Source organism: Pontibacter saemangeumensis, assembly GCF_039541895.1.
Lineage (GTDB): Bacteria > Bacteroidota > Bacteroidia > Cytophagales > Hymenobacteraceae > Pontibacter > Pontibacter saemangeumensis.
In genome coordinates this window covers 780,189-805,777 of record NZ_BAABHC010000016.1, presented here as the reverse complement: position 1 = coordinate 805,777, position 25,589 = coordinate 780,189, and the positions used below count along the sequence as shown (strand labels likewise).

17 protein-coding genes are annotated in these 25,589 nt (G+C 55.8%); 15 read left to right on the top strand and 2 right to left on the bottom strand.

Annotated elements, in window-relative coordinates:
• Positions 1 to 75 precede the first annotated feature (75 nt).
• Positions 76 to 507, bottom strand: coding sequence for an HYC_CC_PP family protein (locus ABD920_RS17355; RefSeq protein WP_345160764.1), 432 nt, complete (start codon positions 505 to 507; stop codon positions 76 to 78).
• A gap of 116 nt (positions 508 to 623) precedes the next feature.
• Positions 624 to 1,439 carry an SDR family oxidoreductase gene (locus ABD920_RS17350; protein WP_345160762.1) on the bottom strand — a complete coding sequence of 272 codons (816 nt, stop codon included), beginning with the start codon at positions 1,437 to 1,439 and terminating at the stop codon, positions 624 to 626.
• A 396-nt stretch (positions 1,440 to 1,835) separates the two neighbouring features.
• Here ABD920_RS17350 and ABD920_RS17345 point away from each other — a divergent pair, with 396 nt between their 5' ends.
• The 15 genes from ABD920_RS17345 to ABD920_RS17275 all read left to right on the top strand — a co-directional run bounded on the left by ABD920_RS17345 (position 1,836) and on the right by ABD920_RS17275 (position 25,251).
• Complete coding sequence (locus tag ABD920_RS17345) at positions 1,836 to 4,760, top strand: triple tyrosine motif-containing protein (protein WP_345160761.1); 2,925 nt, start codon at positions 1,836 to 1,838, stop codon at positions 4,758 to 4,760.
• A 274-nt stretch (positions 4,761 to 5,034) separates the two neighbouring features.
• Positions 5,035 to 8,001, top strand: coding sequence for a SusC/RagA family TonB-linked outer membrane protein (locus ABD920_RS17340; protein WP_345160760.1), 2,967 nt, complete (start codon positions 5,035 to 5,037; stop codon positions 7,999 to 8,001).
• A 17-nt stretch (positions 8,002 to 8,018) separates the two neighbouring features.
• Complete coding sequence (locus tag ABD920_RS17335) at positions 8,019 to 9,500, top strand: RagB/SusD family nutrient uptake outer membrane protein (RefSeq protein WP_345160759.1); 1,482 nt, start codon at positions 8,019 to 8,021, stop codon at positions 9,498 to 9,500.
• Positions 9,501 to 9,560: 60 nt separating this feature from the next.
• Positions 9,561 to 11,189: a glucoamylase family protein gene (locus ABD920_RS17330; protein ID WP_345160758.1), complete on the top strand. Its 1,629-nt coding sequence runs from the start codon at positions 9,561 to 9,563 to the stop codon at positions 11,187 to 11,189.
• A 48-nt stretch (positions 11,190 to 11,237) separates the two neighbouring features.
• The gene (locus ABD920_RS17325) at positions 11,238 to 12,611 is read left to right on the top strand and encodes a glucoamylase family protein (protein ID WP_345160757.1); all 1,374 of its coding nucleotides are present in this window, start codon (positions 11,238 to 11,240) and stop codon (positions 12,609 to 12,611) included.
• Positions 12,612 to 12,692: 81 nt separating this feature from the next.
• Entirely contained in the window at positions 12,693 to 13,364 is a 672-nt protein-coding gene (locus ABD920_RS17320) for an SGNH/GDSL hydrolase family protein (RefSeq protein WP_345160756.1), read from the top strand.
• Between the two features lie 11 nt (positions 13,365 to 13,375).
• Complete coding sequence (gene bglX / locus ABD920_RS17315) at positions 13,376 to 15,730, top strand: beta-glucosidase BglX (protein ID WP_345160755.1); 2,355 nt, start codon at positions 13,376 to 13,378, stop codon at positions 15,728 to 15,730.
• Positions 15,731 to 15,806: 76 nt separating this feature from the next.
• Positions 15,807 to 18,125: a DUF7133 domain-containing protein gene (locus ABD920_RS17310; RefSeq protein ID WP_345160754.1), complete on the top strand. Its 2,319-nt coding sequence runs from the start codon at positions 15,807 to 15,809 to the stop codon at positions 18,123 to 18,125.
• A 12-nt stretch (positions 18,126 to 18,137) separates the two neighbouring features.
• Positions 18,138 to 18,980, top strand: a complete 843-nt coding sequence (locus ABD920_RS17305; protein WP_345160753.1) for a formylglycine-generating enzyme family protein — start codon at positions 18,138 to 18,140, stop codon at positions 18,978 to 18,980.
• Between the two features lie 29 nt (positions 18,981 to 19,009).
• Positions 19,010 to 19,717, top strand: coding sequence for a 3-keto-disaccharide hydrolase (locus ABD920_RS17300; protein ID WP_345160752.1), 708 nt, complete (start codon positions 19,010 to 19,012; stop codon positions 19,715 to 19,717).
• A 92-nt stretch (positions 19,718 to 19,809) separates the two neighbouring features.
• Positions 19,810 to 20,739 (top strand): phytanoyl-CoA dioxygenase family protein, encoded by a 930-nt coding sequence (locus ABD920_RS17295; RefSeq protein ID WP_345160751.1) that lies wholly within the window; start codon positions 19,810 to 19,812, stop codon positions 20,737 to 20,739.
• A 187-nt stretch (positions 20,740 to 20,926) separates the two neighbouring features.
• Complete coding sequence (locus tag ABD920_RS17290; RefSeq protein ID WP_345160750.1) at positions 20,927 to 22,378, top strand: sulfatase family protein; 1,452 nt, start codon at positions 20,927 to 20,929, stop codon at positions 22,376 to 22,378.
• Between the two features lie 315 nt (positions 22,379 to 22,693).
• On the top strand, positions 22,694 to 23,395 hold the full coding sequence (locus tag ABD920_RS17285) for an orotidine 5'-phosphate decarboxylase / HUMPS family protein (RefSeq protein ID WP_345160749.1): 702 nt from the start codon (positions 22,694 to 22,696) through the stop codon (positions 23,393 to 23,395).
• Positions 23,396 to 23,420: 25 nt separating this feature from the next.
• Positions 23,421 to 24,458 carry a zinc-binding dehydrogenase gene (locus ABD920_RS17280; RefSeq protein WP_345160748.1) on the top strand — a complete coding sequence of 346 codons (1,038 nt, stop codon included), beginning with the start codon at positions 23,421 to 23,423 and terminating at the stop codon, positions 24,456 to 24,458.
• A gap of 1 nt (position 24,459) precedes the next feature.
• Positions 24,460 to 25,251, top strand: coding sequence for an SDR family NAD(P)-dependent oxidoreductase (locus tag ABD920_RS17275; protein ID WP_345160747.1), 792 nt, complete (start codon positions 24,460 to 24,462; stop codon positions 25,249 to 25,251).
• Positions 25,252 to 25,589 lie beyond the last annotated feature (338 nt).

Genomic DNA, 25,589 nt, shown 5'->3' with positions numbered 1-25,589 from the left:
AAAGAAGCTAGGCTGCCGGAAGGGCAGCACAACACCATACCGGCCTCAAAGGCAGGTTTCATCGAAAAAGCAGGTTTACAGAAGGAAGGACTGCACCAGCACCGGAATGTCGCGGGCCAGCGGGGGAGACTCGTAAAAGGCGTAGGTCGGGTTAAAAGCCGCCTCCGGAGCAAACAACTGCAGGATAACCGCTTGTACAGCAGCTATGAGCTTGATGTCGTGCAGCTTGTGCAGGGAGATCGCTTTATGCTTGGCCGCCACATCCAGCCGTTCCACGAGCACCTGGTGGTCTTCACAGCAGGCATCGTCGTCAGCATCCTGTTGAGGGGCATGGCAGGGAGGAAGCTCCTCTGCTGGCTTCTCCATCGGGCAGTCAGCCTCGGCTCCGAAGAAGGTGACATCGCGCAGTTCGCCGCCGCATATATGCATGCCCACCGCCATGCCCGTCGAGGAGACGAGCACCAGCAGCGTGAGGGTCAGCAATATAATCTGGCGGTACAACTTCATGTTCTGGGGTAAGGCTTGCTACAAAGGTATGGCCAAAGTAGCAGGTACTGTTACAAAATTAACGCAAAAACTTGTAGAATTATTTATTTTATATATAAAATCTGCTCCGGCATGGCTCAGCCGTTGTCGCTGAAGGCCGGGTAGAGCGTCATGCCGCCGTCCACATAGATCGTGGTGCCGGTTATATAGTCGGCCTCGTCTGTGGCCAGCCACACCGCCACCTTCGCCACATCCTCCGGCTCCCCGATGCGCCCGTAGGGGATGAGCGTGAGCATACCTTCCCGGCCTCCCTCATTTTCCCAAACCGACCTGTTGATCTCAGTTTTGATTGCGCCGGGCGAAATGCCGTTTACCCGGATCTTGTTGGGCGCCAGCTCCTGCGCCAGCGTTTTCATCAGCATCTGCACACCGCCTTTGGCCGTGGCATAGTTCACGTGGCCGGCCCAGGGGATAATGTCGTGCACTGAGCTGATGAAGATGATATGGCCCGCTGCTTTGCGCTCTTCGTGCTGCACCCTGCGCTTCACGAACTCTTTCGCCGCCGCCTGCGCGCACAGGAAATGTCCGGTCAGGTTGGTGCTGATCACCTTGTTCCAGTCCTCCAGCGTCATCTCCAGGAAACTGGCGTCGCGCTGGATGCCGGCGTTGTTCACCAGAATATCCACAGTGCCAAAATTATCGCATGCTGCCTTAAACATCCTGGCGACGTCTTCCGGGTTGGCCACATCCGCCTGCACCACCACGGCCTGGCTGCCCGCCGCCTCTATCTTCTTTTTTAGCTCCTGGGCCGGCTCCTCATTTGAGTTGTAATTAACAACCACACTGGCCCCTTCCCGGCCCATCGCCAAAGCAATGCCCTCCCCGATGCCGGAGCTGGCCCCCGTCACCACCGCCACTTTCCCTTTCAGCCGTTTGTTCTCGATCGTGTTCATATATAACGTAGATTTGTTTTGGATGATCCTCTGGGTACAGGACCCGGAACGGCGGATGCGCTGCCGGTTCAGCCGCCATCTGTCTTCGCTTACTTGCTATCCCCTGCTAACGGCCATCGGGCGGGGCGGTTGCCGTTGCGGGCAATCCGTTTTTAAAGCGCCTGTTTCATGCGTGGCCGGTGCGGGAGAGCGGGGCTATATCCGCTTCCTGATCGGGGCGCTCAGTTCGATAAAATGTTTTATCCTATAGCAGGCAATCCGTTCAGGCAGATTAGCCATATATACTTCACAGGCGGGTTTTCGTTAAGGGGGCAGGAAGGCTATCCACCTTTTTTGGCACGCGTTGTGTGCGGGCGGTAGCGCAGAGATTTGTAATATTGTGAAATTAAAAGGAAGATGATGGGTGCAGCACTCTCACGTAAACCAGGAATAAAGGGGATTCTTTCGCTGCTTATATATAGTATTCTCTTTATCCTGCCTTCCCATTCCGTTGCGAAGGAGTTCCAGAATACCGGTTTCCCGTATGTGCAGAACTTCACAAAACTGGCGTACCAGGCCGGTAACCAGAACTGGTCTGTCACACAGGGGCCTGACGGCGTGATGTACTACGGCAACTCCAAGGGGCTGCTTGCCTACGACGGCAACCACTGGCAGCTTTACCCGATGCCCCACAACCTGACGGTGCGCTCGGTGGCCTCCGATAATAAGGGGCGTATCTATACCGGGGCCTTCGGCGAGATCGGCTACTGGGGCTACAATAGCGAAGGCCGCTTTCTATATACCTCTCTGACAGACCTGGTGCCGCCGGAATTCGCCCTGAAAGACGAGGTCTGGAAGATCTACGCCGACGGCGACAGGGTGCTCTTTCAGTCCTTTGCCAGCATCTTTATATATGAGCAGGGCAGGATAGAGGTTGTGCGGGCGCAATCCCCTTTCCTGTTCCTGCTTAAAGCCGGCGACCGTTTTTTTGTGGAGGTGATCTCCAAGGGGCTGTATGAGCTGAAGGGCAGAAAGCTGGAGCAGGTTGCCCCGGCAGGGGTTCCCGGTGCGACCGGCGTGCTGTCGGTGCTGCCTTTCCGGGAGGGGCAGTACGTGGTCGGCACCAACCGCAATGGCCTGTTTATATATGACGGGCGCACGTTAAAGCCCTGGCAAAACCAGGCGAACCAGTTCCTGGCAGAGCACCAGCTCAACAATGGCGTGCGCCTGCAGAACGGCCTCTTTGCCTACGGCACCATCCTGAAAGGCGTGGTGGTGGTGGACACCGCCGGTAACATGGTGCAGAAGATCAACAAGACCTCCGGTCTGCAGAACAACACGGTGCTGAGCCTTTACTCCGACCAGGCGCAGAACCTGTGGCTGGGGCTCGACAACGGCATCGATCATGTCGAGGTGGATTCCCCGCTTTACTTTTACTTCGACAAGAGCGGCAAGTTCGGGACAGTGTATGCCAGCATCATCCACGACAACAAGATATACCTGGGCACCAACCAGGGCCTGTTTTACAGCGAGTGGTTTCCTAATGGCGTTTCGCTGTTTCAGAACCTTGATTTCCGGATGATCGCCGGTTCGCAGGGTCAGGTCTGGGACCTGTCGCTGCTGGACGGGCAGCTGCTCTGCGGCCACAACGACGGCACCTTCCGGGTTGCGGGTGATAAGCTGGTGCGCATATCGGACGCCAAGGGCGGCTGGGTGATCGGCAAGCTGCTCTCGAACCCTGACTACCTGCTGCAGGGCACTTACAACGGGCTGGTGCTCTACAAGAAGGATGAGGCCGGGAACTGGGCGCTTTGGCACAGGGTGGAGGGCTTCAGCGGGCCGTCCCGCTACGTGGAGCAGGACAACAACGGCAGCATCTGGGTGAGCCACGCCTACAAAGGTTTGTTCCGGCTAACGCTCACCGGCGACCTGCGCAAGGTGAGGGAGAGCAGCAGCTTCGGCAGGACCAGCGGCTTGCCCAGCGACTACAAGATCAACATCTCCCGCCTCTTTAACCGCATCCTTTTTTCGTCAGAGGCGGGGTTTTACGTGTTTGATGAGGTGAGCAACCGCTTCACGCCCTACCAGGAGCTCAACCGGAAGCTGGGCAGCTTTGCCACTTCCAACCGCATCCTCAAAGCGGGCAAAGGCTCGTACTGGTTCATCAACCACGGCAAGGTTGCCCTGGTCAGCTTCGGCAGTGGGGGCAACCTGTCCATCAACACCAACCAGTTCAGCATACTCGACGGCCGCATGGTGCAGCAGTACGAAAACATCAGCCAGATCCGCGCCTCCGACTACCTCATCAGCATCGATGACGGGTTTGTGGTCTATAGCACCGACACCCGGCAGCAGCAGCTGAAGCTGCCGCCCGTCCTGATCCGCAGGGTAGAGAATACTACCGAAAGCGCCACGCTGCTCAGCGATAACAGCAGCGGCAGCACCTCGCCGGAGCTGCCTTTTGACCAGAACGACATCCGTATCGCGTATGCGCTGCCGCTTTACCAGCAGGCGAATGTCCGGTTCCAGTATTTCATGGAGGGCTACTCCAGCCAGTGGTCCGCCTGGGGCAGCGCCGCACTGAAGGAATTCTCGAACCTGCCGCACGGTGACTATGCCTTTAAAGTGAGGGCCCGGGTGAACGACAACCTGCTGACAGAGGCTGCTACCTATAGGTTCACTGTGTTGCCGCCGTGGTACGCCACTACCTGGGCTTACCTGGCCTACGCCGTGCTGGCCGTATTGCTGGCGCTGCTGCTCCGGAAGCTGTATTACCTGAAGCTGCAGCGCGACAAGGCCCGCATACAGCATAAGCTGGAGCAGGAGAAGCAGGAGCACCTGAAGCGGGAGGCGCTGCTGCACGAGCAGAAGCTGGTGAAGCTGCGCAACGAGCAGCTGCGCACGGAGCTTTCGGGAAAGAGCCGCGAGTTGGCCAGCACCGCCCTGAACATCGTGTACAAGAACGAGCTGCTGCAGAATATCCGGGTAGAGATGAACAAGCTGGAGGACGCGGAAGGGAAAAAGCTGCCCGCCGCCAAACTTAAGAAAATACAAAGGATCCTGGACGAGGGGATGGGGGAGCAGCAGGACTGGAACCGGTTCGAGAACAGCTTTGACGAGGTGCACGAAAACTACTTCCGGAAGCTGAAGGAAGACTACCCGGACCTCACCCCGAATGACCTGAAGCTAAGTGCCTACCTGCGCATGAACATGAGCAGTAAAGAGATTGCCTCGCTCCTCAACATCACGGTGCGTAGCGTGGAGCTGCGCCGGTACCGGCTGCGCAAAAAGCTCAACATGGAGCACGACAAGAACCTCGTGGAGTTTTTTATGGAGCTGTAACACCTCCCGTTTACCACATCATTACCTCTCACAGCCCTTGGATATACCTCTCCAGGGGCTTTTTTATGGCTTCTGTGTAGTCCGAAAATTTAGCCCGCCGTATATATAATGAGTTGAAATATCCTGTGTATCAGCCTGTAAGTGCTTGCTCACGCGCCTCTTTAAAACAATTATTCTTTTGATGTGGCTTTGTAGAGGTGGCTTTTTTGGCATTGCTTTTATTTAACGGGAATTTTGACTCTCTACCAACTTACCACCTATAACAAGACCGCATATGAAAAAATACATTTTACTCCTATGGATATGTCTGCTGAGCGTTGGGTTGGTGCATGCGCAGGAAAACATTACTGTGCAGGGCACCGTGACGGATGCAGAGAGCGGACAGCCCCTGATCGGGGCCGGGGTGGCCGTAAAGGGTTCCACCGCCGGAACACAAACGGATGCAACCGGTAATTTTACAATTTCTGCCCCTTCTAACGGGACGCTTGTGGTCGATTATCTCGGCTATGAACGGACAGAAACGCCTATCAACGGACAAACGACACTTGATATCAAGTTAGGAACATCTGCCCAGCAACTGGAGCAGGTGGTGGTGGTGGGCTACGGCGTACAGGAGGCCCGCGACGTGACCGGCTCTATTGTCTCTGTAGAGGGGGAAGAACTGGTGAAGCAGGCTTCTCAGAACCCTGTAAGCTCGCTGCAGGGCAAGGTGGCCGGTGTTACCATCACTAACTCTGGCGCCCCGGGCGCCTCGCCGCAAATACGCATTCGCGGTGCGGGGTCAGCCTTAGGCGATACAGACCCGCTCTACGTGGTGGATGGTACTTTTGTGGACAACCTGAGCTTCCTGAACCCGGCGGATATCGCCTCTATCGAGATCCTGAAAGACGCTTCCAGCGCGGCCATATATGGCGTGAGGGCGGCGAACGGGGTGGTGCTTGTTACCACCAAGCGGGGCGAGGCAGGTAAATCTACCGTGAACTATAATGGCTTTGTGGGGGTGCAGCGGGTTACAAACCAACTGGAAATGACGAATACGCAGCAATATGCTACCATGATCAACGAGAAGACGGGTTCGCAGACGGTGGATACTAGCCTGCCTTCCACGAATTGGTACGACCAGGTGCTGCGCACAGCCATGATCCATAACCACCAGGTGTCAGCATCCGGTGGATCAGAAAAAATAACCTACAGCGCCAGTGTCGGCTACCTCAATCAGGAAGGTATCATTGAGGGAAACGAATATGAGCGTATCACGGCACGCCTGCAGACAGATTTTCAGGTAAGCGATGCGATCAAAGTTGGGTATAACGGCATCTTTTACAACTACAACTCCATTGATGTGCCCGGTGATATTTTCTACCAAGCCTTTGTGGCGCCGCCGGTTATTCCTGTTTTTAAAGAGGGCCAACGATATGGCGACTCTTTTGACTACAACCTCGGAAATTTCGCCAATCCGCAGGCATCGCTGGACTGGTATGATCAGAAATCATCAGGGCAGCAAATGACGGGCAATGTATTTGGGGAACTCAAATTCCTGGAGAATTTCACCTTCCGTACGAGCCTGGGTCTTAACTACAGCATAAACGAATACCGGAACTACAGGTCCGAGGACTCGCTGACGTCTGTGCAGTTTGCATCCAGAAGCCAGCTAACGAAGTCCAGGAGCAAAGGCTCCAGCTGGCTTTGGGAAAATACGCTGAACTATGATAAAACTTTCGGAGACCATGAAGTGAGCGCATTACTGGGCATCTCCTCACAGGAAGATAAATCAGAGCTTGTGGCCGGTTCTGCGAATGATGTGGCGTTTGAGTCGGAGGCTAACCTCTATCTGAGTTTGGGTGACCCGGAGACTTATAATATAATTAACTCGGGCGATCGGTTCACGTTTGCCTCCTATTTCGGCCGGGTCAACTATACCTACCTGGACCGTTACCTGCTGACGGCGACCCTGCGTTACGACGCCTCCTCTAAGTTTCCGAGGGAAGACAGATGGGAGTATTTCCCTTCCATCGGTTTGGGCTGGCGCGTGACGGAGGAATCATTTATGCAGGACCAAACTATTTTCGACAACCTGAAGATCAGAGCCAGCTGGGGCAAGTTGGGGAACGACCAAATCCCTACCGGTATCTTTATCCTGCCTGTAAACAGTGACCCACGCCTTGGTTATAACTATGGCGGCGGGTTTCTGCCCGGAAGAAACCTTACCGAGACCGTGCCTCCTACCTTGCTTTGGGAAGTGGTGAAAGAAACAGACCTGGGTGCTGAGATGGGCTTCCTGAACAACAGGCTTTCTGTCGTGGCGGATTGGTATAATAAAGTAACAGAGGACGCCATTTTCGGCTTTACACCGCTCGGGTACTTCGGTTTGTCAGGGGATATACTCGGTAACTACGCATCTTTCCGCAACCGTGGCTTTGAACTGGCCGTGAACTGGGCCGATGATGTGAGCACTGATATCAGCTACAACGTAGGCTTCAACTTTTCCCGCAACGTAAACGAGGTGACGGCAATTGAAACGGGCAACAATGTTTACTACAACGGCAACCTGCCGGTGGGCGGCTACCAGGTCAGCATCACACGCATCGGCGACCCAATCGGCTCTTTCTTCGGGTATGAGGTGGAGGGGATTTTCCAGAATGAGCAGGAGATAGAATCCTCTCCACAGCCTACTGCCAATCCTGGGGACTTCCGCTTCAGAGATAGGAATGGTGATGGCGTGATCGACAACAATGACAGAACCATCATCGGAAACCCAAACCCCGGATTTGTATATGGCATTAACACAGGCTTTCGGTTCAAGAGCTTTGATCTCCAGTTAGATATACAGGGTGTAGCCGACGTAGATATATATAACGGAAACAGAAATGTGCGTTACGGCAACGAGAACTATGACCTGGAATACTTCGAGAACAGGTGGTTTGGGGAGGGTACTTCTAATACCTATCCTTCTGCAAACCTGAACGGCAGAAACCTCGATCCCAATGATTTTTACATAGAAAGCGGTGATTACATTCGGATTCGAAACCTGCAGCTGGGGTACAACCTGCCAACAGACCTGGTAACGAAGTGGAAAATGCAGGCCTTCAGAGTATATATTAATGCCCAGAACCCAGTGACCTGGTTCGACTACAACGGCTTCTCACCTGAGGTGGGTGGTGCCCCGGTGAGCCAGGGTATAGATCGAAATGTGTATCCGCTATCTGCTACCTACAATTTTGGTGTGAACGTTACCTTCTAATTTTAAGAACAGATTTTATGAAATATATATATTATAGCCTCAAGCGAAATTCTTTAATCCTCCTGAGTGCACTGGCTATTGGGGGGCTGTATTCCTGCTCCGAAGATTTTCTGGACGTAGAGCGTGAAGGTGTTGGAGTGGGGGAGGAGTTCTTCACCACCCAAGATCATGCGATCGAGGCGGTTACGTCTATATATGGCAACCTCCGGGAATGGAACAACATCGCTTTTGCGCACCTCGCCATTACCACGATCACCTCAGATAACGCAGAGAAAGGAAGTGTGCCTGGCGACGCAGGTTTTTTAGATAATTTTGATAACCTCACCATTACCGCTACCGAAGGGCAACTGAACGGCTACTGGAACGGGCAGTACCAAGGTATAAACCTGGCAAATCAGGTATTGTCGAATGTGCCGCTCATTGGGATGGACGAAACATTGAAGGCTCGCCTGCTGGCTGAGGCCAAGTTTTTCCGTGCTTACCATTACTTCAATCTGGTCAGGACATTTGGAGGGGTGCCGCTCCGTCTCTCTGTCCCTCTTCCAGGTGAGCAGGAACCCATAGACCAGCTTAGCTTGGCCCGCGCTTCCAAAGAGGAGGTTTACAACCAGATTATACAGGACCTGACTGACGCAGCCGCGGTTTTGCCTGTTTCTTATGATGCGGCAAACAAGGCGCGTGTTACAAAAGGGGCTGCCCTGGGTATGCTGGCAAAAGTGCAGATGTACCAGGAGAACTGGGCAGAGGTGCTGAGTCTCACAAGCCAGGTTATGGGCATGGGGTATGCACTTACCCCCAACTATTATGACATCTTCCGGATCTCAGGCGAAAACAACAGCGAATCCATCTTCGAAATACAGGCGCAGACGGTACCCGGCAACTGTGCCGCTTCCAACAGCCAGTGGGCTGAAGTGCAAGGTGTTAGAGGCCAGTTTGGATGGGGGTTTGTAGAGCCTACCGAAGATTTAGTGAATGCCTATGAAGAAGGCGATGAGCGTTTGGATGCTACCATTTTGTTTCGGGGAGAAGTAACGCCGGAAGGAGAGAAAATCATTGAGACCGCCCCTAACCCGCGCTATAACCAGAAGGCTTACGTTCCAGGGTTTGTGACGAACGAGTGCGGTTATGCCAAAGACCAAAATATTAGAATCCTACGCTATGCGGAAGTGCTGCTGATGCACGCCGAGGCAGCCAACAAGTTAGGTCAGACAGAGGAAGCGCTTTCAGCACTAAACATGGTGCGAGAGCGGGCAGGATTAGAACCTATCGAATCGGCTACGCAGGAAGAACTCCGGGAAATAATCTGGCACGAGCGCCGTGTGGAGCTGGCGCTGGAAAACGGTGACCGCTTTTATGACTTGGTGCGTCAGGGCAGGGCAGCGGAAGTACTGAAGGCTTTAGGTAAAAATTTCATGGAGGGGAAAAATGAATTGTTTCCTATCCCGCAGCAACAGATAGATATTAGCGGTGGTACACTCGAACAAAACCCCGGCTACTAATTTATTCAGAAAGCCTGGAGCCAAACGGTTCCAGGCTTTTAATCCTGCTCCTATTTGCTGATGATACAAAAACAGCTTTGGTATGGCTGTGTCCTGCTGCTTTGTGCGCTGCTGTCCTGCAAGGAGGACAAGGAGACGCGGCCAACGCCCGATCCGGTAACGCCTGAAGCCCCTACGTCCCCTACAGCCACTGCTGAAGACAAGGAACTGCTGGATAAAGTGCAGCAAAGCACTTTTGGATATTTCTGGGAATATGCGCATCCATCCTCCGGCATGGCCCGGGAGCGAACCGGCTCAGGCGATATCGTGACGAGCGGGGGCACGGGTTTTGGAGTGCAGGCCATCATCGTGGCGGTACACCGCGGCTGGATTACCAGGGCACAGGCGGTAGAAAGACTGAACAGAATCGCTGAATTTTTAGGCACCGCCGACCGCTTCCACGGGGCCTGGAGCCACTGGCTGAACGGCAGCACGGGCCGGGCCATCGCCTTCAGTGCCAAAGACAACGGCGGCGATTTAGTAGAAACCTCCTACCTGATCAACGGACTGCTGACGGCACGTGTCTATTTTGACGGGGCGGGAGAGGAGGCTGCGCTTCGGCAGAAAATCACCCGGCTGTGGGAGACGGTGGAGTGGGACTGGTATGCCTCCAGGGGCGACGGTTTGCTGTACTGGCACTGGAGCCCGGATTATTTTTGGGAGATGGATATGCCGATCCGTGGCTGGAATGAGGCCCTGATCACATATGTGCTGGCGCTTTCTTCCCCCACACACCCCATAGCGGAAGCTGTATACCAGAAGGGTTGGGTGCAGCCCAATTATGGCTTCCCGATGAACTATGGCGGTTATAGATTAAACATGGGACCAAACTTTGGTGGACCGTTGTTCTTCGCTCATTATTCCTTCCTCAGCCTGGACCCGCGGCAAATGGAGGATGACTACACCAACTATTGGCTGCAGAACCTGAACCACACCATGGCCAACCGCTCTTTCTGCCTCCTGTCTGCTCCGAAAGAGTACCGCTACTCCGAAGGCTTCTGGGGCCTTACCGCCTCCGACGACCCGGAAGGGTATATGGCGCACCACCCCGGCAACGACAACGGCACGGTGGCACCCACGGCGGCGCTGGGCTCTTTCCCCTACACCCCTTACTACAGCATGCAGGCGCTGCGCCATTTTTATGATGCGCTGGGGCCGCAGCTCATCGGAGCTTACGGCCTGAAAGACGCCCACAACAAAGCCCGCAGCTGGACAGCATCAGACCACCTGGCTATTGATCAGGGGCCAATAGTTGCGATGATCGAGAACTACCGCAGCGGCCTGCTCTGGAGCCTGTTCACGGATTTGCCGGAAATCCAGGCGGGGCTGGTGAAGGCAAACATCAACAAGCCGGTTTATGAAACGGGCTTTCCGCTGGCGGTGGCCGATGTGCAGAAAGGGTGGGTCGACTTGCTGAAGCACCCTGACACAGGCGCATACCAGATGGAAGTGGCGACCAAAGAGGCTGGCATATATACCCTGTCGCTGCTGAGCAAAGACGGCAGTGACGCACTCACCATCTGGAGCGGCGGGAGCCCGGCAAGGGGCCTTCAAACGGTTACATTCGGTGCAGAGGGCTTGCCGGGAGCATATACACTGAAACTCACCAATGCAGGCACCTCAAAACAGCTTGACGTTTACCTGCATTAGGTTGTGAGCAAAAGATAGATGAATATGACGAACGATACTCTATAAAAGATGAGACTGAGATCAAACCTACTTGTAGCATTGTCGCTGGCTGGCATCTTCGGGTGTCAGAATCCCACTGAAACCGAGACGACCACGGCGGCCACTCCCACCAAGGCAGCGGAAAACCGGCTGAGTGACGAGGAACTCCTGACGCTGGTGCAGAAGAATACCTTCCAGTATTTCTGGGACGGGGCGGAGCCCACCTCCGGCCTGGCCCGGGAGCGAATTCACATGGACAATGTTTACCCCTCCGACGACCGCAACGTGGTCACGACGGGTGCCACGGGGTTTGGGCTGATGGCTCTGTTGGTGGGGATAGAGCGTGGTTTTATCACCCGGGAGGAAGGGGTGCAGCGCTTGCAGAAGATGGTGGACTACCTGGAGAAGGCCGATCGCTTCCACGGCGCCTGGCCGCACTGGATACAGGGGGAGACCGGCAAAGTAAAGCCCTTCGGGCAGAAGGACAACGGCGGTGACCTCGTGGAGACGGCATTCCTCGTGCAGGGGCTGCTCACCGTGCGGCAGTACCTGCAGGACGGCAACGCAGAAGAAAAAGCGCTGGCCGCCCAGATAGACACCCTCTGGAGAGAAGTGGAATGGGACTGGTACCGCAAGGACGGCCAGAATGTGCTGTACTGGCATTGGAGCCCGGAGTATGCCTGGGAGATGAATTTCCCGGTATCGGGATACAACGAAGCCCTGATCATGTACGTGCTGGCGGCCGCCTCGCCCACGCATGGTGTGCCCGCCGAGGTTTACCACGAGGGCTGGGCGAAGAGCGGGGCGATCGTGTCTGATGCGAAAGCGTACGGCCGTGAGGTGGTGCTGAGCCACAACGGCCACGAGGGAACGGTCGGGCCGATGTTCTGGGCACACTACTCGTACCTGGGGCTGGACCCGCGGGGGCTAAAGGATAAGTACGCCGATTACTGGAAGCTCAACCAGAACCACACCATGATCCAGCACGATTACTGCGTGGACAACCCGAAGGACTTCGAAGGCTACGGGGAGGACACCTGGGGCCTGACCTCCAGCTACTCACCCGAAGGGTACGCCGGCCACAGCCCGAAACACGACCTGGGGGTAATCGCCCCGACAGCCGCACTTTCCTCGTACCCCTATGCCCCGGCGGAATCCATGAAAGTGATCCGACACCTCTACGACGACATGGGGGATAAACTGTGGGGTGAGTACGGGTTCTACGATGCTTTCTCAGAAGAGAAAGACTGGTATACGCCCCGCTACCTGGGCATCGACCAGGGGCCGATCCCGGTGATGATCGAGAACGGGCGCAGCGGCCTGCTCTGGGATCTGTTTATGAGCGCACCGGAGGTACAGGCCGGCTTAAAGAAGCTGGGCTTCGAGAGTCCGCAACTGAAGTAGGCGTTTTAACTGGATTATATATAAATTGGAGAGAAAGCGCACTGTGCGCACCCATTTAAATCCAACTTAACTGATTAACTGATGAATCGACACACACTACACCTTGTCCTGCTGCTTCTATGTTTTATCGTGCTGCCAACGGCGCAGGCGCAGGATGACAAACCGCCGTTCTGGGACGAGATACAGGCATATAAACAGCAGGACAGTGCGCAGATGGCGCCGAAAGATGCGATCCTGTTTGTAGGCAGTTCCTCTTTCCGGATGTGGGACAGCATGCAGGAGATGTTCCCGAACCACACCGTCATCAACCGGGGCTTTGGCGGCTCTAACCTGCTGGACCTGAAATACTACCTGAACGACATCGTGCTGCCGTACCAGCCGAAGCAGATCGTGATCTACTCCGGCGAGAACGACCTTGCCGGCGGCACCGTGCAGGCACCGGAAGTACTGGCGCGTTTTCAGGATGTTTTCCAGTCCATACGCCAGGAAATGCCGCAGGTGCCCATCGTGTACGTTTCCATCAAGCCCAGCCCGTCGCGCTGGCAGTACAAGCCCGTGATGGAGGAGGCGAATAAACTCATCCGCGCCTACCTGAAATCTCAACCCAAAGCAAAATTCGTGGATGTATATAGCCTGATGCTGGACAAGGGCAAGAAACCGAAGTCTGAGATTTTTCTGGACGACAGCCTGCACATGAACAACAAAGGCTACCAGATCTGGCAGAAGGCCTTAACCCCTCATTTATCAAAATAATTGCAACGCATATGAAGAGCCTCCCCATTGCTGCCGGCATTCTTCTCCTGTGTATGGGATGTGCAGAGAGCATCTCACAACAGGGGACAACAACCGAAACCGCCGCAGCGGCAGGTACGGTGACGGCGCCTGATACAGCGCAGTCCGTAGACCCCCAGATGGACAGATTCGTGGGCGACCTGCTGGCGAAGATGACGCTGGATGAAAAGATTGGGCAGCTGAACCTAGTGGCGGTGGGGTTTGACGTGACCGGCCCGGTGGTGAGCCAGAACGTGGATGAGAACATCCGGAAAGGCAACGTGGGCGGTGTTTTCAACACCTTCACGCCTATTGCGGCCAGAAAGCTACAGGAGTTGGCCGTGACGGGCACGCGCCTGCAAATCCCGCTTTTGTTTGGCTACGATGTCATTCACGGGCACCGCACCATCTTCCCGATCCCGTTGGGCCTGTCCGCCACCTGGGATATGGGGCTTATTGAGAAAAGCGCCCGGATTGCGGCGGAAGAGGCCAGCGCGGATGGGCTGAACTGGGTGTTTTCGCCGATGGTAGACATCGCCCGCGACCCGCGCTGGGGGCGTATTGCGGAGGGGGCAGGCGAGGATACGTGGTATGGCTCGCAGGTGGCCCGTGCCATGGTGCGCGGTTACCAGGGGGAAGACCTGACGAAGGAAAACACGGTAATGGCCTGCGTAAAACATTTTGCCCTGTACGGTGCCGCCGAGGCCGGCCGCGACTACAATACCGTGGACATGAGCCTGCTGCGCATGTACCAGGAGTTTTTGCCGCCTTACAAAGCCGCCATTGACGCCGGTGCAGCAAGCGTGATGACGGCTTTCAATGAGATCAATGGGGTCCCGGCCTCGGCCAACAGGTGGCTGCTGACAGAGTTGCTCCGCGAGAAATGGGGCTTTGACGGCCTAGTGGTGACGGATTATACCGCCATCAACGAGCTGGTGCCGCACGGGCTGGGCACTGAGGCCGAGGTGGGGGCGCTGGCCTTGAAAGCGGGCGCAGATATGGATATGGTAGGAGAAGTATTCCTCAAGCACCTGGCGCAGGCCGTGAAGAGCGGTGCAGTGAGCGAGGCGGAAATTGACCAGGCTTGCCGCCGGGTACTGGAGGCCAAATATAAGCTGGGCCTGTTTCAGGACCCGTACCGGTACGTAGATGAGCAGCGCGCCAAAGAGACGATCATGAAGCAGGAGTATATCGAGGCGGCCCGTGATATTGCCCGCGAAAGCATGGTGCTCCTGAAAAACGAAAAACAGACGCTGCCGCTGAAGCGGTCCGGCACCATCGCCCTGATCGGGCCGTTGGCCACGAGCCAGCGCGACATGATCGGGAACTGGAGCGGCGCAGGCGACTGGAAACTGGCGGTGTCGGTGGAGCAGGGCATCAAGCAAGTGGCAGGCAACAGCGTAAAAGTTATATATGCCAAGGGAGCCAACATCACCGACGACAAGCAGATGATCGAGCGCCTGAACGCCCACGGCGGTGAGCTGCAGATCGACACCCGCTCTTCGGAGCAGATGATTGCCGAGGCCGTGAAAGTAGCCCGCGGTGCTGACGTGATCGTGGCCGTGGTAGGGGAGTCGCAGGGGATGACGGGGGAAGCCGCCAGCCGCGCCGATATTACCCTGCCGGGCCAGCAGCAGGAGCTACTGAAGGCGCTGAAGAAAACCGGGAAGCCCCTGGTGCTGGTGCTGATGAACGGCCGTCCGCTGGCCCTGAAATGGGAGGACGAAAACGCCGATGCCATCCTGGAGACCTGGTTTGGCGGCACTCAGGCCGGAAACGCTATCGCTGACATGCTCTTCGGGGTCTACAACCCATCCGGAAAACTGACCGCCACTTTCCCGGTCGAAGTCGGGCAGGTGCCCATCTATTACAGCTATAAAAACACAGGTCGCCCGTTTGGCGGGGAGCAGCTGGACAAATACAAGTCGCGCTACCTGGACGTGCCGAACGAACCGCTTTACCCGTTTGGTTACGGCCTGAGCTACACCACCTTCAGCTACTCCCAGCCGCAGCTGAGCCAGCATACCATGTTGCCCTCGGAGACGTTAGAAGTAAGCGTGGAGGTGCGTAACACCGGAAACTACGACGGAGAGGAAGTGGTGCAGCTCTATATACAGGACCTGGTGGGGACGGTGACAAGGCCGGTGAAGGAACTGAAGAACTTCCAGAATATCTCCCTGAAAAAAGGCGAGCGCAAAACCGTAACCTTCCCGATCACCATCGACGACCTGAAGTTCTATAACCGGGACCTGGAGTATGTATATGAGCCGGGGGACTTCAAGGTATATATCGGCACGAACTCGCGCGATGTGCAGGAAGCGGCCTTTACCCTGCGCGAGAATCAGTAGCGGAGATCCGCGGCAAGGCTGTCAGACCTGATCCTGAGTATATGATAATTTATAAGAACCCTTAAAGATGACCACCATGGATTCCAGAGCCATATATAGCAACCCCTTTCATGGATTCAGTATTATATTACTGGCCCTGCTCACGTGCATCGGCTGTAACCGGAAAAGCGCCACGGAACAGCAGGTATCCGAAGGTGAGGGCTTCGAAAGAGTAGTGGTAGACGAAAACCCTCCCGCTACCCCCCTCTCTCCGGAGGAGAGCATGAGCAAGATCGTGCTCCCGCCGGGCTACCGCATCGAGTTAGTGGCCAGCGAGCCGATGGTGCAGGAGCCGGTTGCCCTGGCCTGGGACGGCAACGGCAGAATGTACGTGGCGGAGATGAACACCTATATGATTGACTCGGAGGGGACTAACCAGTTTGAGCCAACCAGCCGGATCAAGCTTTTGGAGGATACCGACGGAGACGGCAAAATGGACAAGTACACCATCTTTGTCGACAGCCTGGTGCTGCCGCGCGTGGTGCTGCCCATCGGCGACCGGGTGCTGGTGCAGGAAACCAACCTGAAGCATATATGGAGCTACCGCGACACCAACGGGGACGGCAAGGCCGATGAGAAGAAGATGGTGTTCCGCAACGATGAGATCGACCTGCGGAACCTGGAGCACCAGAACGGCGGCCTGATGTGGAACCGCGACAACTGGATTTACCCCACCCGCGATAAACTGCGCTACAAGTTCAAAGACGGGGTGCTGGAGGCAGACACCATGATCGACAACATGACAGGCCAGTGGGGCATCACCAACGACGATTACGGGCGCCTGTACTTTTCAGAGGCCGGGCCGGGCCTGCCCGCCGTGCAGATACAGCAGATGCCCGCCTACGGCGCCCTCAATTTTAAAGACCAGTTTACGCCGGAGTTTGCCGTTCCGTGGCCCATCATCGGGACGATAGACGCACAGGGCGGGGAAAACGCGCTGCGCCCGGAGGACAATACGCTTAACCATTTCACCTCAGGCTGCGGCCAGTCCATCTACCGCGGCGACCGCATGCCCAAGGATATGATCGGGGATTTTTTCATAGCCGAGCCGGTAGGGCGCATTATCAAGCGGGGCAAGGTCCTGAATGAAGACGGCAAGATCATCATCGACAATGTGTACGAGGGGAAAGACTGGCTGGCTTCCGCGGATTTTAACTTCCGCCCCATCAATACCTACACCGGCCCGGACGGCGCCTTCTATATCGTGGACATGTACCACGGCATCATTCAGGAGAGCGAGTGGTCTGGTCCGGGCACATACCTGGGCGGGATCATCGAGCAAAAGGAGCTATATAAGAATAGGGGCATGGGCCGTATATACCGCGTGGTGCACGAAGACCATGAGCTGGATACGCAGCGCCCCAACATGCTGAACGAGCCAGCCGGCAAACTGGTAACGTACCTCGAGCACCCCAATGGCTGGTGGCGCGACAACGCGCAGACGCTGCTGGTGGTGAACAACGACAAATCGGTCGTTCCTGCCCTGAAGCAGATCGCCCTCGGGGAGAAGGCAACCCTGAAAGCGAAACCGAGTGACGTGACGCGCATCCACGCGCTGTGGACGCTGGAAGGCCTGGGTGCCATGGACAAAGACCTGCTGTACAAAGCCCTTGCGGATTCAAACCCCCAGGTCAGGAAAGCCGGTGTCTGGATCAGCGAAATGTATATAAGGCAGAACGACAAAGCAGTCATCGAAAAACTCAGCGCCCTGAAAGATGACCCGAGCCCGGAGGTGCGCCTGCAACTGGCCCTGTCGCTCCGCTCGAACGAAACCGATCAGGCCCAGGCGATAGTGAAGGACCTTCTGGCGGCAAACCCTGACAATGAGGTGCTGCAATCTTCGTATAAGTCGTTTACTGAGACGCACAGGAGAATTGCGGAAGAGCGGGAAAGGGTGAAAAACATCAGCCCGGAAGACAGGGAGCTGATCGCGAAGGGGGCCGTTATATATAACCAGCTCTGCACCAACTGCCACGGCCCGCAGGGAAAAGGGATACAGGTGGGCGAACGTATGCCGGCCCCCCCGCTTGCCGGTTCGCCGCGCCTGCGGGACTCCGACAAGATCCTGCCCATCGAGATCATGCTGCACGGGCTGCAGGGGCCCATCGATGGCAAGGAATACGCGGACATGATGCCCTCCATGGCTAACCAAAGCGACGAGTGGATCGCAGCCGTGCTCAGCTACGTGCGCAACAGCAGCGACCTGGGCAACAACGCCACCGTCATCACCCCCGAGGAGGTGAAGGAGGTGCGGGACCGGATCAAGCTCATACCCGGTGGGGCGACGATGCAGTACCTGGAAGTGCACAAGGGCTACCGTAACACACAACGCAACTGGGCGGAAGAAGGGAAATAAAGCAAAGAAACTATGCGCCTGAAACTGAGAATCACGCTTTTGCTGGCACTATGTGCGCTGCCCGAAACGCAGCTTTTGGCCCAGGAGCAGACGGTAAAGAACAGCATCGGGATGGAGTTCGTGCTGATCAAGCCGGGGAGCATGGTTGTGGGCAGGTACCAGCCGACGGTAAGCGCCTATGTGGCCCCCAAACCGAACCAGGAGGGCCATACCCGAAAAATGCTGCCGCCATCCGCCTACAAAGAGGCGCAGAGAATGGCCGCAGCGGATGCCAGGCCCGGATTCAAAGTGAAAATCGATCGGCCGTATTATATAGGCAAATTTGAGGTGACGCAGGCGCAGTGGGAGAAGGTGATGGGCAGCAACCCGTCCTTTTACCAGGGCGACAAGGTGGCCGGGGACGCCAAAAAGCACCCGGTCGAAAACGTGACCTGGGAGGATGCGCAGGCCTTTGTCAAAAAGCTCAACCAGATGGACAAGAAAAACGTGTACCGGCTGCCGACCGAGTTTGAGTGGGAGTACGCCGCCCGCGCCGGGGCCGACGATGACATCCCGTGGCCCGAGGCCCGCGCAATGGGCGTGATCAGCGACACCACCACCCGGCCGGTCGGCTTCAAAGAGCCCAATGCCTGGGGGATATATGACATGATCGGCAACGTGTGGGAGTGGGTGGAGGATTACTACAACGAGAAAATATTCGCTGACCCGGTGCCTCCGCGCAAAGGGAAGCTCCATGTGCTGAAAGGCGCCTCCTTTACCGGCGATGCTAAGAATGCCACCTATATGACGCACGCCGCCGGCCCGGGCAACGGCTTCGATGTCGGTTTCCGGGTGGTGATGGAGGCCAGGCCATAGGCATATATAAACTTGCTAAAACAATAGCTATGCAGCTCAAGCACCTCTTACCCGTTCTGCTTTTCACTTTTATATATACAGCTGCCGCTGCGCAGATACCCGAAGGCTTCAAGCCGATCTTCGACGGGGAAAACCTGGAGGGCTGGCACATCAGCCGCACCACACACCAGGGCACCACACCCGATGTGCGGGTAGAGAACGGGGCGATCGTGCTGCGGCAAAATCCCTACGGGCAGGGCGGCGTGCTGCTCTCAGATAAAAAGTACAAGAACTTCGAGCTCTACGTGGAGGCGAAGATTGACTCGTTTACCAATGGCGGCATCTTCATCCGGTCCTCCGAGAGCGGCATTGCATACCAGATCGAGCTGGACGATGCCGCGGGCAGTACGGGGCATTTGTTAGGGGAGCGGATGCAGGTAAGCGAACCTGCCAGGGCCACAGACCGGGAAAAGGTATGGAAGCCCAACGACTGGAACTCCTTCCGGATACGCATGGTGGGTGAAGTGCCGCGCGTCACGCTCTGGATAAACGGGGTGCAGATGTGGGATGTACAACAGCCCAGGAACGACTTCACGGCCGGCGCGACCGAAGGCATGATCGGCTTCCAGTCGCACTGGACGTCCTTGTACTCCCCGGTAGCAGGCGACTGTTGTGGCCTGAATTCCTGGGCACCCGGCGCGGCCCATCGTTTCCGGAACATCGCCATCAGGGAACTGGACGAAAATCTGAAGGAATAGCTGGATTTTTGGCTGATAGGTGGTATATTCATCATGTTTCCCTGATACAGCACCGCTGTCCTTCATAACACGATCATATATACCCATAGCCCATGACACAGATTCCAACTTCATCAGCCCGAAACCTTAAACCCAAAGACCTTGCGGAGTTTCATACCTTGGTGTCAGACATATTCAAGTGGCCCGCAACCGCTGCAGAGTGGGACCAGTACAGACTTTCGCAGGAGCAGGTGGATTTCTTTCAGGAGAATGGGTACGTGAGCAATATTAAGATGCTGGAAGATTGGCAGGTAGATATCCTGAACAGGGAACTGGCCGAGATAGCGGACCCGGCTCACCCTGCCAACGACCTTTATTATGAGTTTCACACCAACGAATCCTCAGACCCGAATGCGGTGTTGTTTCATGCGCTGGGTGCCTGGCGAATGGCCGCGGGCTTTCATGATGTGCTGTGGAACCCGGCCTTCGTGATGGCCGCAAGCCAGTTACTGGGCAACAGCCCAGTCCGCTTCTGGCACGACCAACTCTTCGTTAAACCGGCCCATCATGGCGGCGTGGTGGCCTGGCACCAGGATTATTCTTACTGGACCAGAACCGTTCCGATGCAGCACCTGACCTGCTGGACCGGCCTGGACGACGCCACCCGGGAGAACGGGTGCCTGTACTATATACCCAAAAGCCACCGCTGGGGCCTGCTGGATAAGCCGGAGCTGGCCGGGGATATGGAAGGGATTATGGCATACTTAACGGAAGAGCAGAAAGCGGAATTCAAGCCCGTTCCGATCGAGCTTAAAAAAGGATATGCTGCTTTCCATCATCCGCTGATGGTGCATGGTTCCTATAAAAACGAATCAGACAGATCGAGGAGAGCCTTTGTGCTGAACGTATTCGCGGATGGTACCCGGTCCGATACGGATGAGGAGGTTTTAACCGGTGTGCCCGTTATTAAGAAAGGCGGAAAAATGGAAGGAAAGTTTTTCCCGCTGCTGTTCGACCCTGCAACTGAACTCCGGACTTCTTAAAATCCGGATAGAACGGGTTGGTTTTTCGTGATTGAGAAGGCAGCTGGCGCAGCTATATATCCGGGCTCATTTCATATATAACTACTGCATTGCATTTGGTTGAGCATATATATAACAACCCACGTCTATGAAATTAGTCTGGAATCTTGCTGTCAGGTGTTGTTTTGGGTTGATCATGCTTATTAGCATGTCCTGCGGAAGCGAGAACAGCGACAAGGGGGCCATAAAGCAACCGAACGTCGTCTTCATCATCACCGATGATCAGCGCTGGGATGCGCTGAGTGTGGCGGGGCACCCGCATCTGAAAACCCCCAACATTGATAAACTGGCGAAGGAGGGGGTTTATTTCAAGAACTATTTTTGCACCACCTCGCTTTGCTCCCCCAGCCGGGCCTCTATTCTCAGCGGCTTATATGCCAGCAAGCACGGCGTGGTGAACAATTTCACGGAGTACCCCAAAGGGCTGCCCAGTTTCCCGGGCATTCTGCAGGCAGCGGGCTACGAAACGGCCTATATCGGGAAATGGCACATGGGCGAAGGGAATGACGCCCCCCGCCCCGGCTTCGACTACTTCGTTACCCACAAGGGCCAGGGGAAATATTTCGACACCGAGTTCAACATAAACGGGGCGGGAGCCAAAGTCGTGAAAGGTTATTATACCACCGTGGTTTCGAAGATGGCCAACGACTGGTTGAAGAAAGAGCGGAGCAAGCCGTTTGTGCTGATGCTGGGCCACAAGGCGCCCCACAGCTTTTACACGCCGGAACCGAAGTATGAAAATGCCTTCCGGCAGGTGCAGGTAGCTTACCCCGAAAGCGCGTTTCAACTGGAGGACAAGCCCGAATGGATAAAAAAGCGGCGTGTGACCTGGCATGGCGTCTATGGCCCCCTGTTTGATTGGCGGGAAGACTTCCCGGACTCCTCGGCGGCAGGCGTCGATGACTTTGAAGCCATGGTGCACGCCTACTGGGGCACCATCCTCTCCGTGGACGACAGCGTGGGGGAAATCTACAGGACCCTGCAGGAAATGGGCGAGCTCGATAACACCATCTTCGTTTTTACCTCCGATAACGGCCTGTTGAACGGGGAGCATGGCATGGTAGACAAACGCACGATGCACGAACCCAGTATCCGCATACCGCTCATCGTGCGCTACCCGGGCCTGACGCCCACCGACAAGCCGGTGGTGGTGGAGAAACAGGTGCTGACCCTGGACATTGCGCCCACCATGCTCGAACTGTGCGGCGCACCGCCGTTGCAGGACGTGCACGGGCAGTCGTTCAAGCGCCTGGTGCAGGGCGATACGAGCAACTGGAGAAAAGCCTGGTTCTATGAGTACAACTACGAGAAGGAATTTCCTTACACACCGAATGTCAGGGGCGTGCGCACCGATAGCTGGAAGTATATGCATTACCCGCCGGGCGATGGCGGCCCGGACAAGCATATGGCCGAGCTGTACCATCTGGCAGTCGACCCGGCGGAAGATCAGAACCTGATCAACAAGCCGGCCTACGCAGCCAGGGAAGAGGAACTTAAAAAGGAGTTAGCCCAACTGCTTCAAAAAACCGGGGCCGATCAGGCGAAGATGCCGCTGGATGAGGGCATCAAAAAGGAATTGCCAGAGGAGTCGATCAGGTGACCCACCCTGTTGAAAGATGATTAGGTGCGGGAGGATCATTCAGGGGGTTGAAGAAATCCTGAGCACCTGTCACGGTTGCAGTCGAATCGCACTTAGCCTTGGGTATATGGTTTCTCCGTTTGAGGTGTAATTCAAATTGCAGTGAAAAGGTATACGGATGCCTCTGTCAGAGCCAATTTGCTTTTTGCTGAAAATGTTTCTTGAATTACTGCGGGAAATAGGATAACTTAAATAATCCATGACCGTGAGGCCTGTAATTTCCTGTTATCAACCAAGTACCCTTGCAACAGAGGCGGCCAAACTATATCGTTTTCTATGAAACCAATTGTTCAGATTTCGCTGGATCTTACCAATATAGACGAAGCCCTGGAAACCGCCGCGCTGGCCATGCGGGCGGGCGTGGATTGGCTGGAAGCTGGTACACCGCTTATTCTGGCGGAGGGACTGCACGGGGTCCGGAAGCTGCGGGAGGCGTTTCCGGGCGTTCCGATAGTCGCCGATCTGAAAACCATGGACGGCGGCTATCTGGAGGCCGAAATGATGGCAAAGGCCGGGGCTACCCATGTGGTGGTGATGGCCAGAGCCCATGCAGAAACCATCAAATGCGTGGTGCAGGCGGGCAAGGATCATGGTGTCAAGGTGATGGGCGATAACCTGGGTTGTCCGGATATGGTGGCCGGTGCCCGCCTGCTGGAGACCCTGGGGTGCGATTTTGTGATACACCATATAGGATATGACGAAAGGCGGGGAATAGCAGCCCAGGGAAAACGGATGCCCAGTCCGCTCGATCAGCTCAAAGAAGTGGTGGATGCCGTGCATATACCGGTGCAGGCAGTGGGCGGACTTTCCCTGGAGCAGGCCATCGCATGTCCCGGCTATGGTGCGCCTTTGGTAGTGTTAGGAGCGCCGCTCACCATTGATGCAGACGCTTTTAAAACCGCAGACGGTGACCTGGAGGCGTCGCTCCGGATGATTTGTGACGCCATTCATGCCCAGGGCGATGTTCCAATCAGATAATTATATATACCCTATATAGAAAAGCATGTCAACCGGAACGAAATCAGCCGCTGTCGTAAATTATGCCGAAGCGAAAGGCTCCGTAGAAATCAGGGAAATCGAACGGCCCGGGATTGCGGCAGGAGAAGTACTATTGGAAGTAGAGAATGTCGGGGTCTGCGGCAGCGACCTGCACCAATGGACCTCCGACCACAGCTGGCCCGTCAATTACCCGGTGGTGCTGGGCCACGAGTTCGGCGGCCGGATCGTGGAAATTGGCCCTGGAGTGACCGGATGGCAGGAAGGGGACAGGGTGGTAAGCGAAACGGCCGCTGTCATCGATGCTCAGAACCCCATGAGCCGGGTAGGGCTCTACAACCTCGATCCCACCCGGAAGGGCTTCGGGTACGGGGTGAACGGCGCGATGACGCGGTACGTGAAAGTGTCGGCAAGGTGCTTGCACCGTGTTCCCGAACACGTTCCGTTCGAAGAAGCCTGCCTGACTGAGCCCTGCTGCGTTGCCTACAATGCGGTGGTCATGAATTCCAAAATCAATCCGGGCGACAGGGTGCTGGTGATAGGCCCCGGCACCATTGGGATTCTTTGCGCCGCCATCGCAAAGCTTAATGGGGCGGATGTCGCCGTTCTGGGGCTGGAAGCCGACAGAGGCAGGCTTGACATAGCCAGGCAGTACGGCTGTGCGCCTTTGGTCGGGAACGCCAGGGAATGGGCCCTGGAAAGAGATGGCCTGGGGGCTGATTTGATTGTGGATGCCGCTGGTAGCAGTGTCACCCTAAAAATGGCGCTGGACCTTGTCCGACCAAACGGGCAGATCACCAAAGTAGGATGGGGGCCGCAGCCCTGCGGCTTTTCTCTGGACCCGTTGGTGCAGAAGAACGTGCGACTGCAGGGGAGTTTCAGCCACAACTGGCCCATATGGGAAAAGGTGATCGGCCTGATGAGCACAGGCGCCCTGAATGTTCGCCCGATTATCGGGGGAGTGTGGCCGCTGGATTCCTGGAGGGAGGCCTTTGAGAAAATGCACCGCGGAGAGGTGGTGAAAAGTGTTTTAAAACCGATATAAGATGAGGCTACAGGACAAAGTAATCATCATCACCGGCAGCACCACGGGCATCGGGAAAGCCATCGCCCTCCGTTGCGTGGAGGAAGGCGCCAAAGTCGTTTTACATGGTTTGGAAGAGGAGTTGGGCCAGGAGGTTTTAACGGAAATCGGCCCTGAAAAAGCCGTTTTATATATAGCTGATTTAGCAAAGGAGGAAACGGCAGGCCAATTGGTGGAGGTAGCGCTGAAAGCCTTCGGTAAGCTGGACGCCCTGGTGAACAATGCGGCCATGGTGGTATCCTCCAACATTGAAGATACAGATGGCGCGTTCCTGCACAAGGTGCTGGCGGTGAATACCGTGGCCCCCCTCTTGCTGATAAAAGCAGCCTTGCCCCATTTGAGCGAGACGAAAGGAAACGTGCTCAACATCGGTTCCGTCAATGCCTGGAGCGGAGAGCCTAATTTACTGGCTTACAGCATCTCAAAAGGCGGTCTAATGACTATGACCCGGAATCTGGGTGATGCGCTCTTCCGGGACAAGGGGGTACGGGTGAACCAGATCAACCCGGGCTGGGTGCTGACCGAAACAGAAATCAAACGAAAGCAGGAGCACGGCCTGTCGGAAACCTGGTACAAAAGCCTACCGGACATGTATGCCCCCTCCGGCAGGATCATCTGGCCCAAAGAGATCGCGGCCGCCGCCGTCTTCTGGCTTTCGGATGAGTGCGGCCCCATCAGTGGGCAGGTGATGGAATTAGAGCAGCACCCCATGATCGGCAGAAACGCCCCTAAAGACACCAGTACCATCAAGTAATAAGTATTCGTTAGCGGAGCTCAGGGGTTAGAATCTGAGGAAGCTATATAAACGTGAACTTGGGAATTAAATTTAGCGCAATTCGCAGATATAATGATCATTATGCAAAAGAATATATAATGCGTTGCTTGCACAAAGCGACATTTTTTCCAGTTTTTCCTTGAGGTGCCTTGTAAGTGATGTGGTGCCGAACGAAGTGAGGCAGCCCGCAGCGGAGCGAGGGCAGCTTCACTTACACAGCGCCGAGGGGGAAAACGAGGCCTCTCGGCCTGAGAGCACCACACTTAGCTATAGAACATGAAAGTTGTGAAGCCGGAGGGGTGGAAAATTGTTAGAAG

Bases quoted from the DNA above. Each gene is read 5' to 3' on its own strand.
- ABD920_RS17295 (WP_345160751.1), top strand. From the start codon at position 19,810: ATGACACAGATTCCAACTTCATCAGCCCGAAACCTTAAACCCAAAGAC.
- ABD920_RS17275 (WP_345160747.1), top strand. From the start codon at position 24,460: ATGAGGCTACAGGACAAAGTAATCATCATCACCGGCAGCACCACGGGC.
- ABD920_RS17335 (WP_345160759.1), top strand. From the start codon at position 8,019: ATGAAATATATATATTATAGCCTCAAGCGAAATTCTTTAATCCTCCTG.
- ABD920_RS17280 (WP_345160748.1), top strand. From the start codon at position 23,421: ATGTCAACCGGAACGAAATCAGCCGCTGTCGTAAATTATGCCGAAGCG.
- ABD920_RS17350 (WP_345160762.1), bottom strand. From the start codon at position 1,439: ATGAACACGATCGAGAACAAACGGCTGAAAGGGAAAGTGGCGGTGGTG.
- ABD920_RS17310 (WP_345160754.1), top strand. From the start codon at position 15,807: ATGGATTCCAGAGCCATATATAGCAACCCCTTTCATGGATTCAGTATT.
- bglX (WP_345160755.1), top strand. From the start codon at position 13,376: ATGAAGAGCCTCCCCATTGCTGCCGGCATTCTTCTCCTGTGTATGGGA.
- ABD920_RS17285 (WP_345160749.1), top strand. From the start codon at position 22,694: ATGAAACCAATTGTTCAGATTTCGCTGGATCTTACCAATATAGACGAA.
- ABD920_RS17345 (WP_345160761.1), top strand. From the start codon at position 1,836: ATGATGGGTGCAGCACTCTCACGTAAACCAGGAATAAAGGGGATTCTT.
- ABD920_RS17330 (WP_345160758.1), top strand. From the start codon at position 9,561: ATGATACAAAAACAGCTTTGGTATGGCTGTGTCCTGCTGCTTTGTGCG.
- ABD920_RS17305 (WP_345160753.1), top strand. From the start codon at position 18,138: ATGCGCCTGAAACTGAGAATCACGCTTTTGCTGGCACTATGTGCGCTG.
- ABD920_RS17320 (WP_345160756.1), top strand. From the start codon at position 12,693: ATGAATCGACACACACTACACCTTGTCCTGCTGCTTCTATGTTTTATC.
- ABD920_RS17355 (WP_345160764.1), bottom strand. From the start codon at position 507: ATGAAGTTGTACCGCCAGATTATATTGCTGACCCTCACGCTGCTGGTG.
- ABD920_RS17340 (WP_345160760.1), top strand. From the start codon at position 5,035: ATGAAAAAATACATTTTACTCCTATGGATATGTCTGCTGAGCGTTGGG.
- ABD920_RS17290 (WP_345160750.1), top strand. From the start codon at position 20,927: ATGTCCTGCGGAAGCGAGAACAGCGACAAGGGGGCCATAAAGCAACCG.
- ABD920_RS17325 (WP_345160757.1), top strand. From the start codon at position 11,238: ATGAGACTGAGATCAAACCTACTTGTAGCATTGTCGCTGGCTGGCATC.
- ABD920_RS17300 (WP_345160752.1), top strand. From the start codon at position 19,010: ATGCAGCTCAAGCACCTCTTACCCGTTCTGCTTTTCACTTTTATATAT.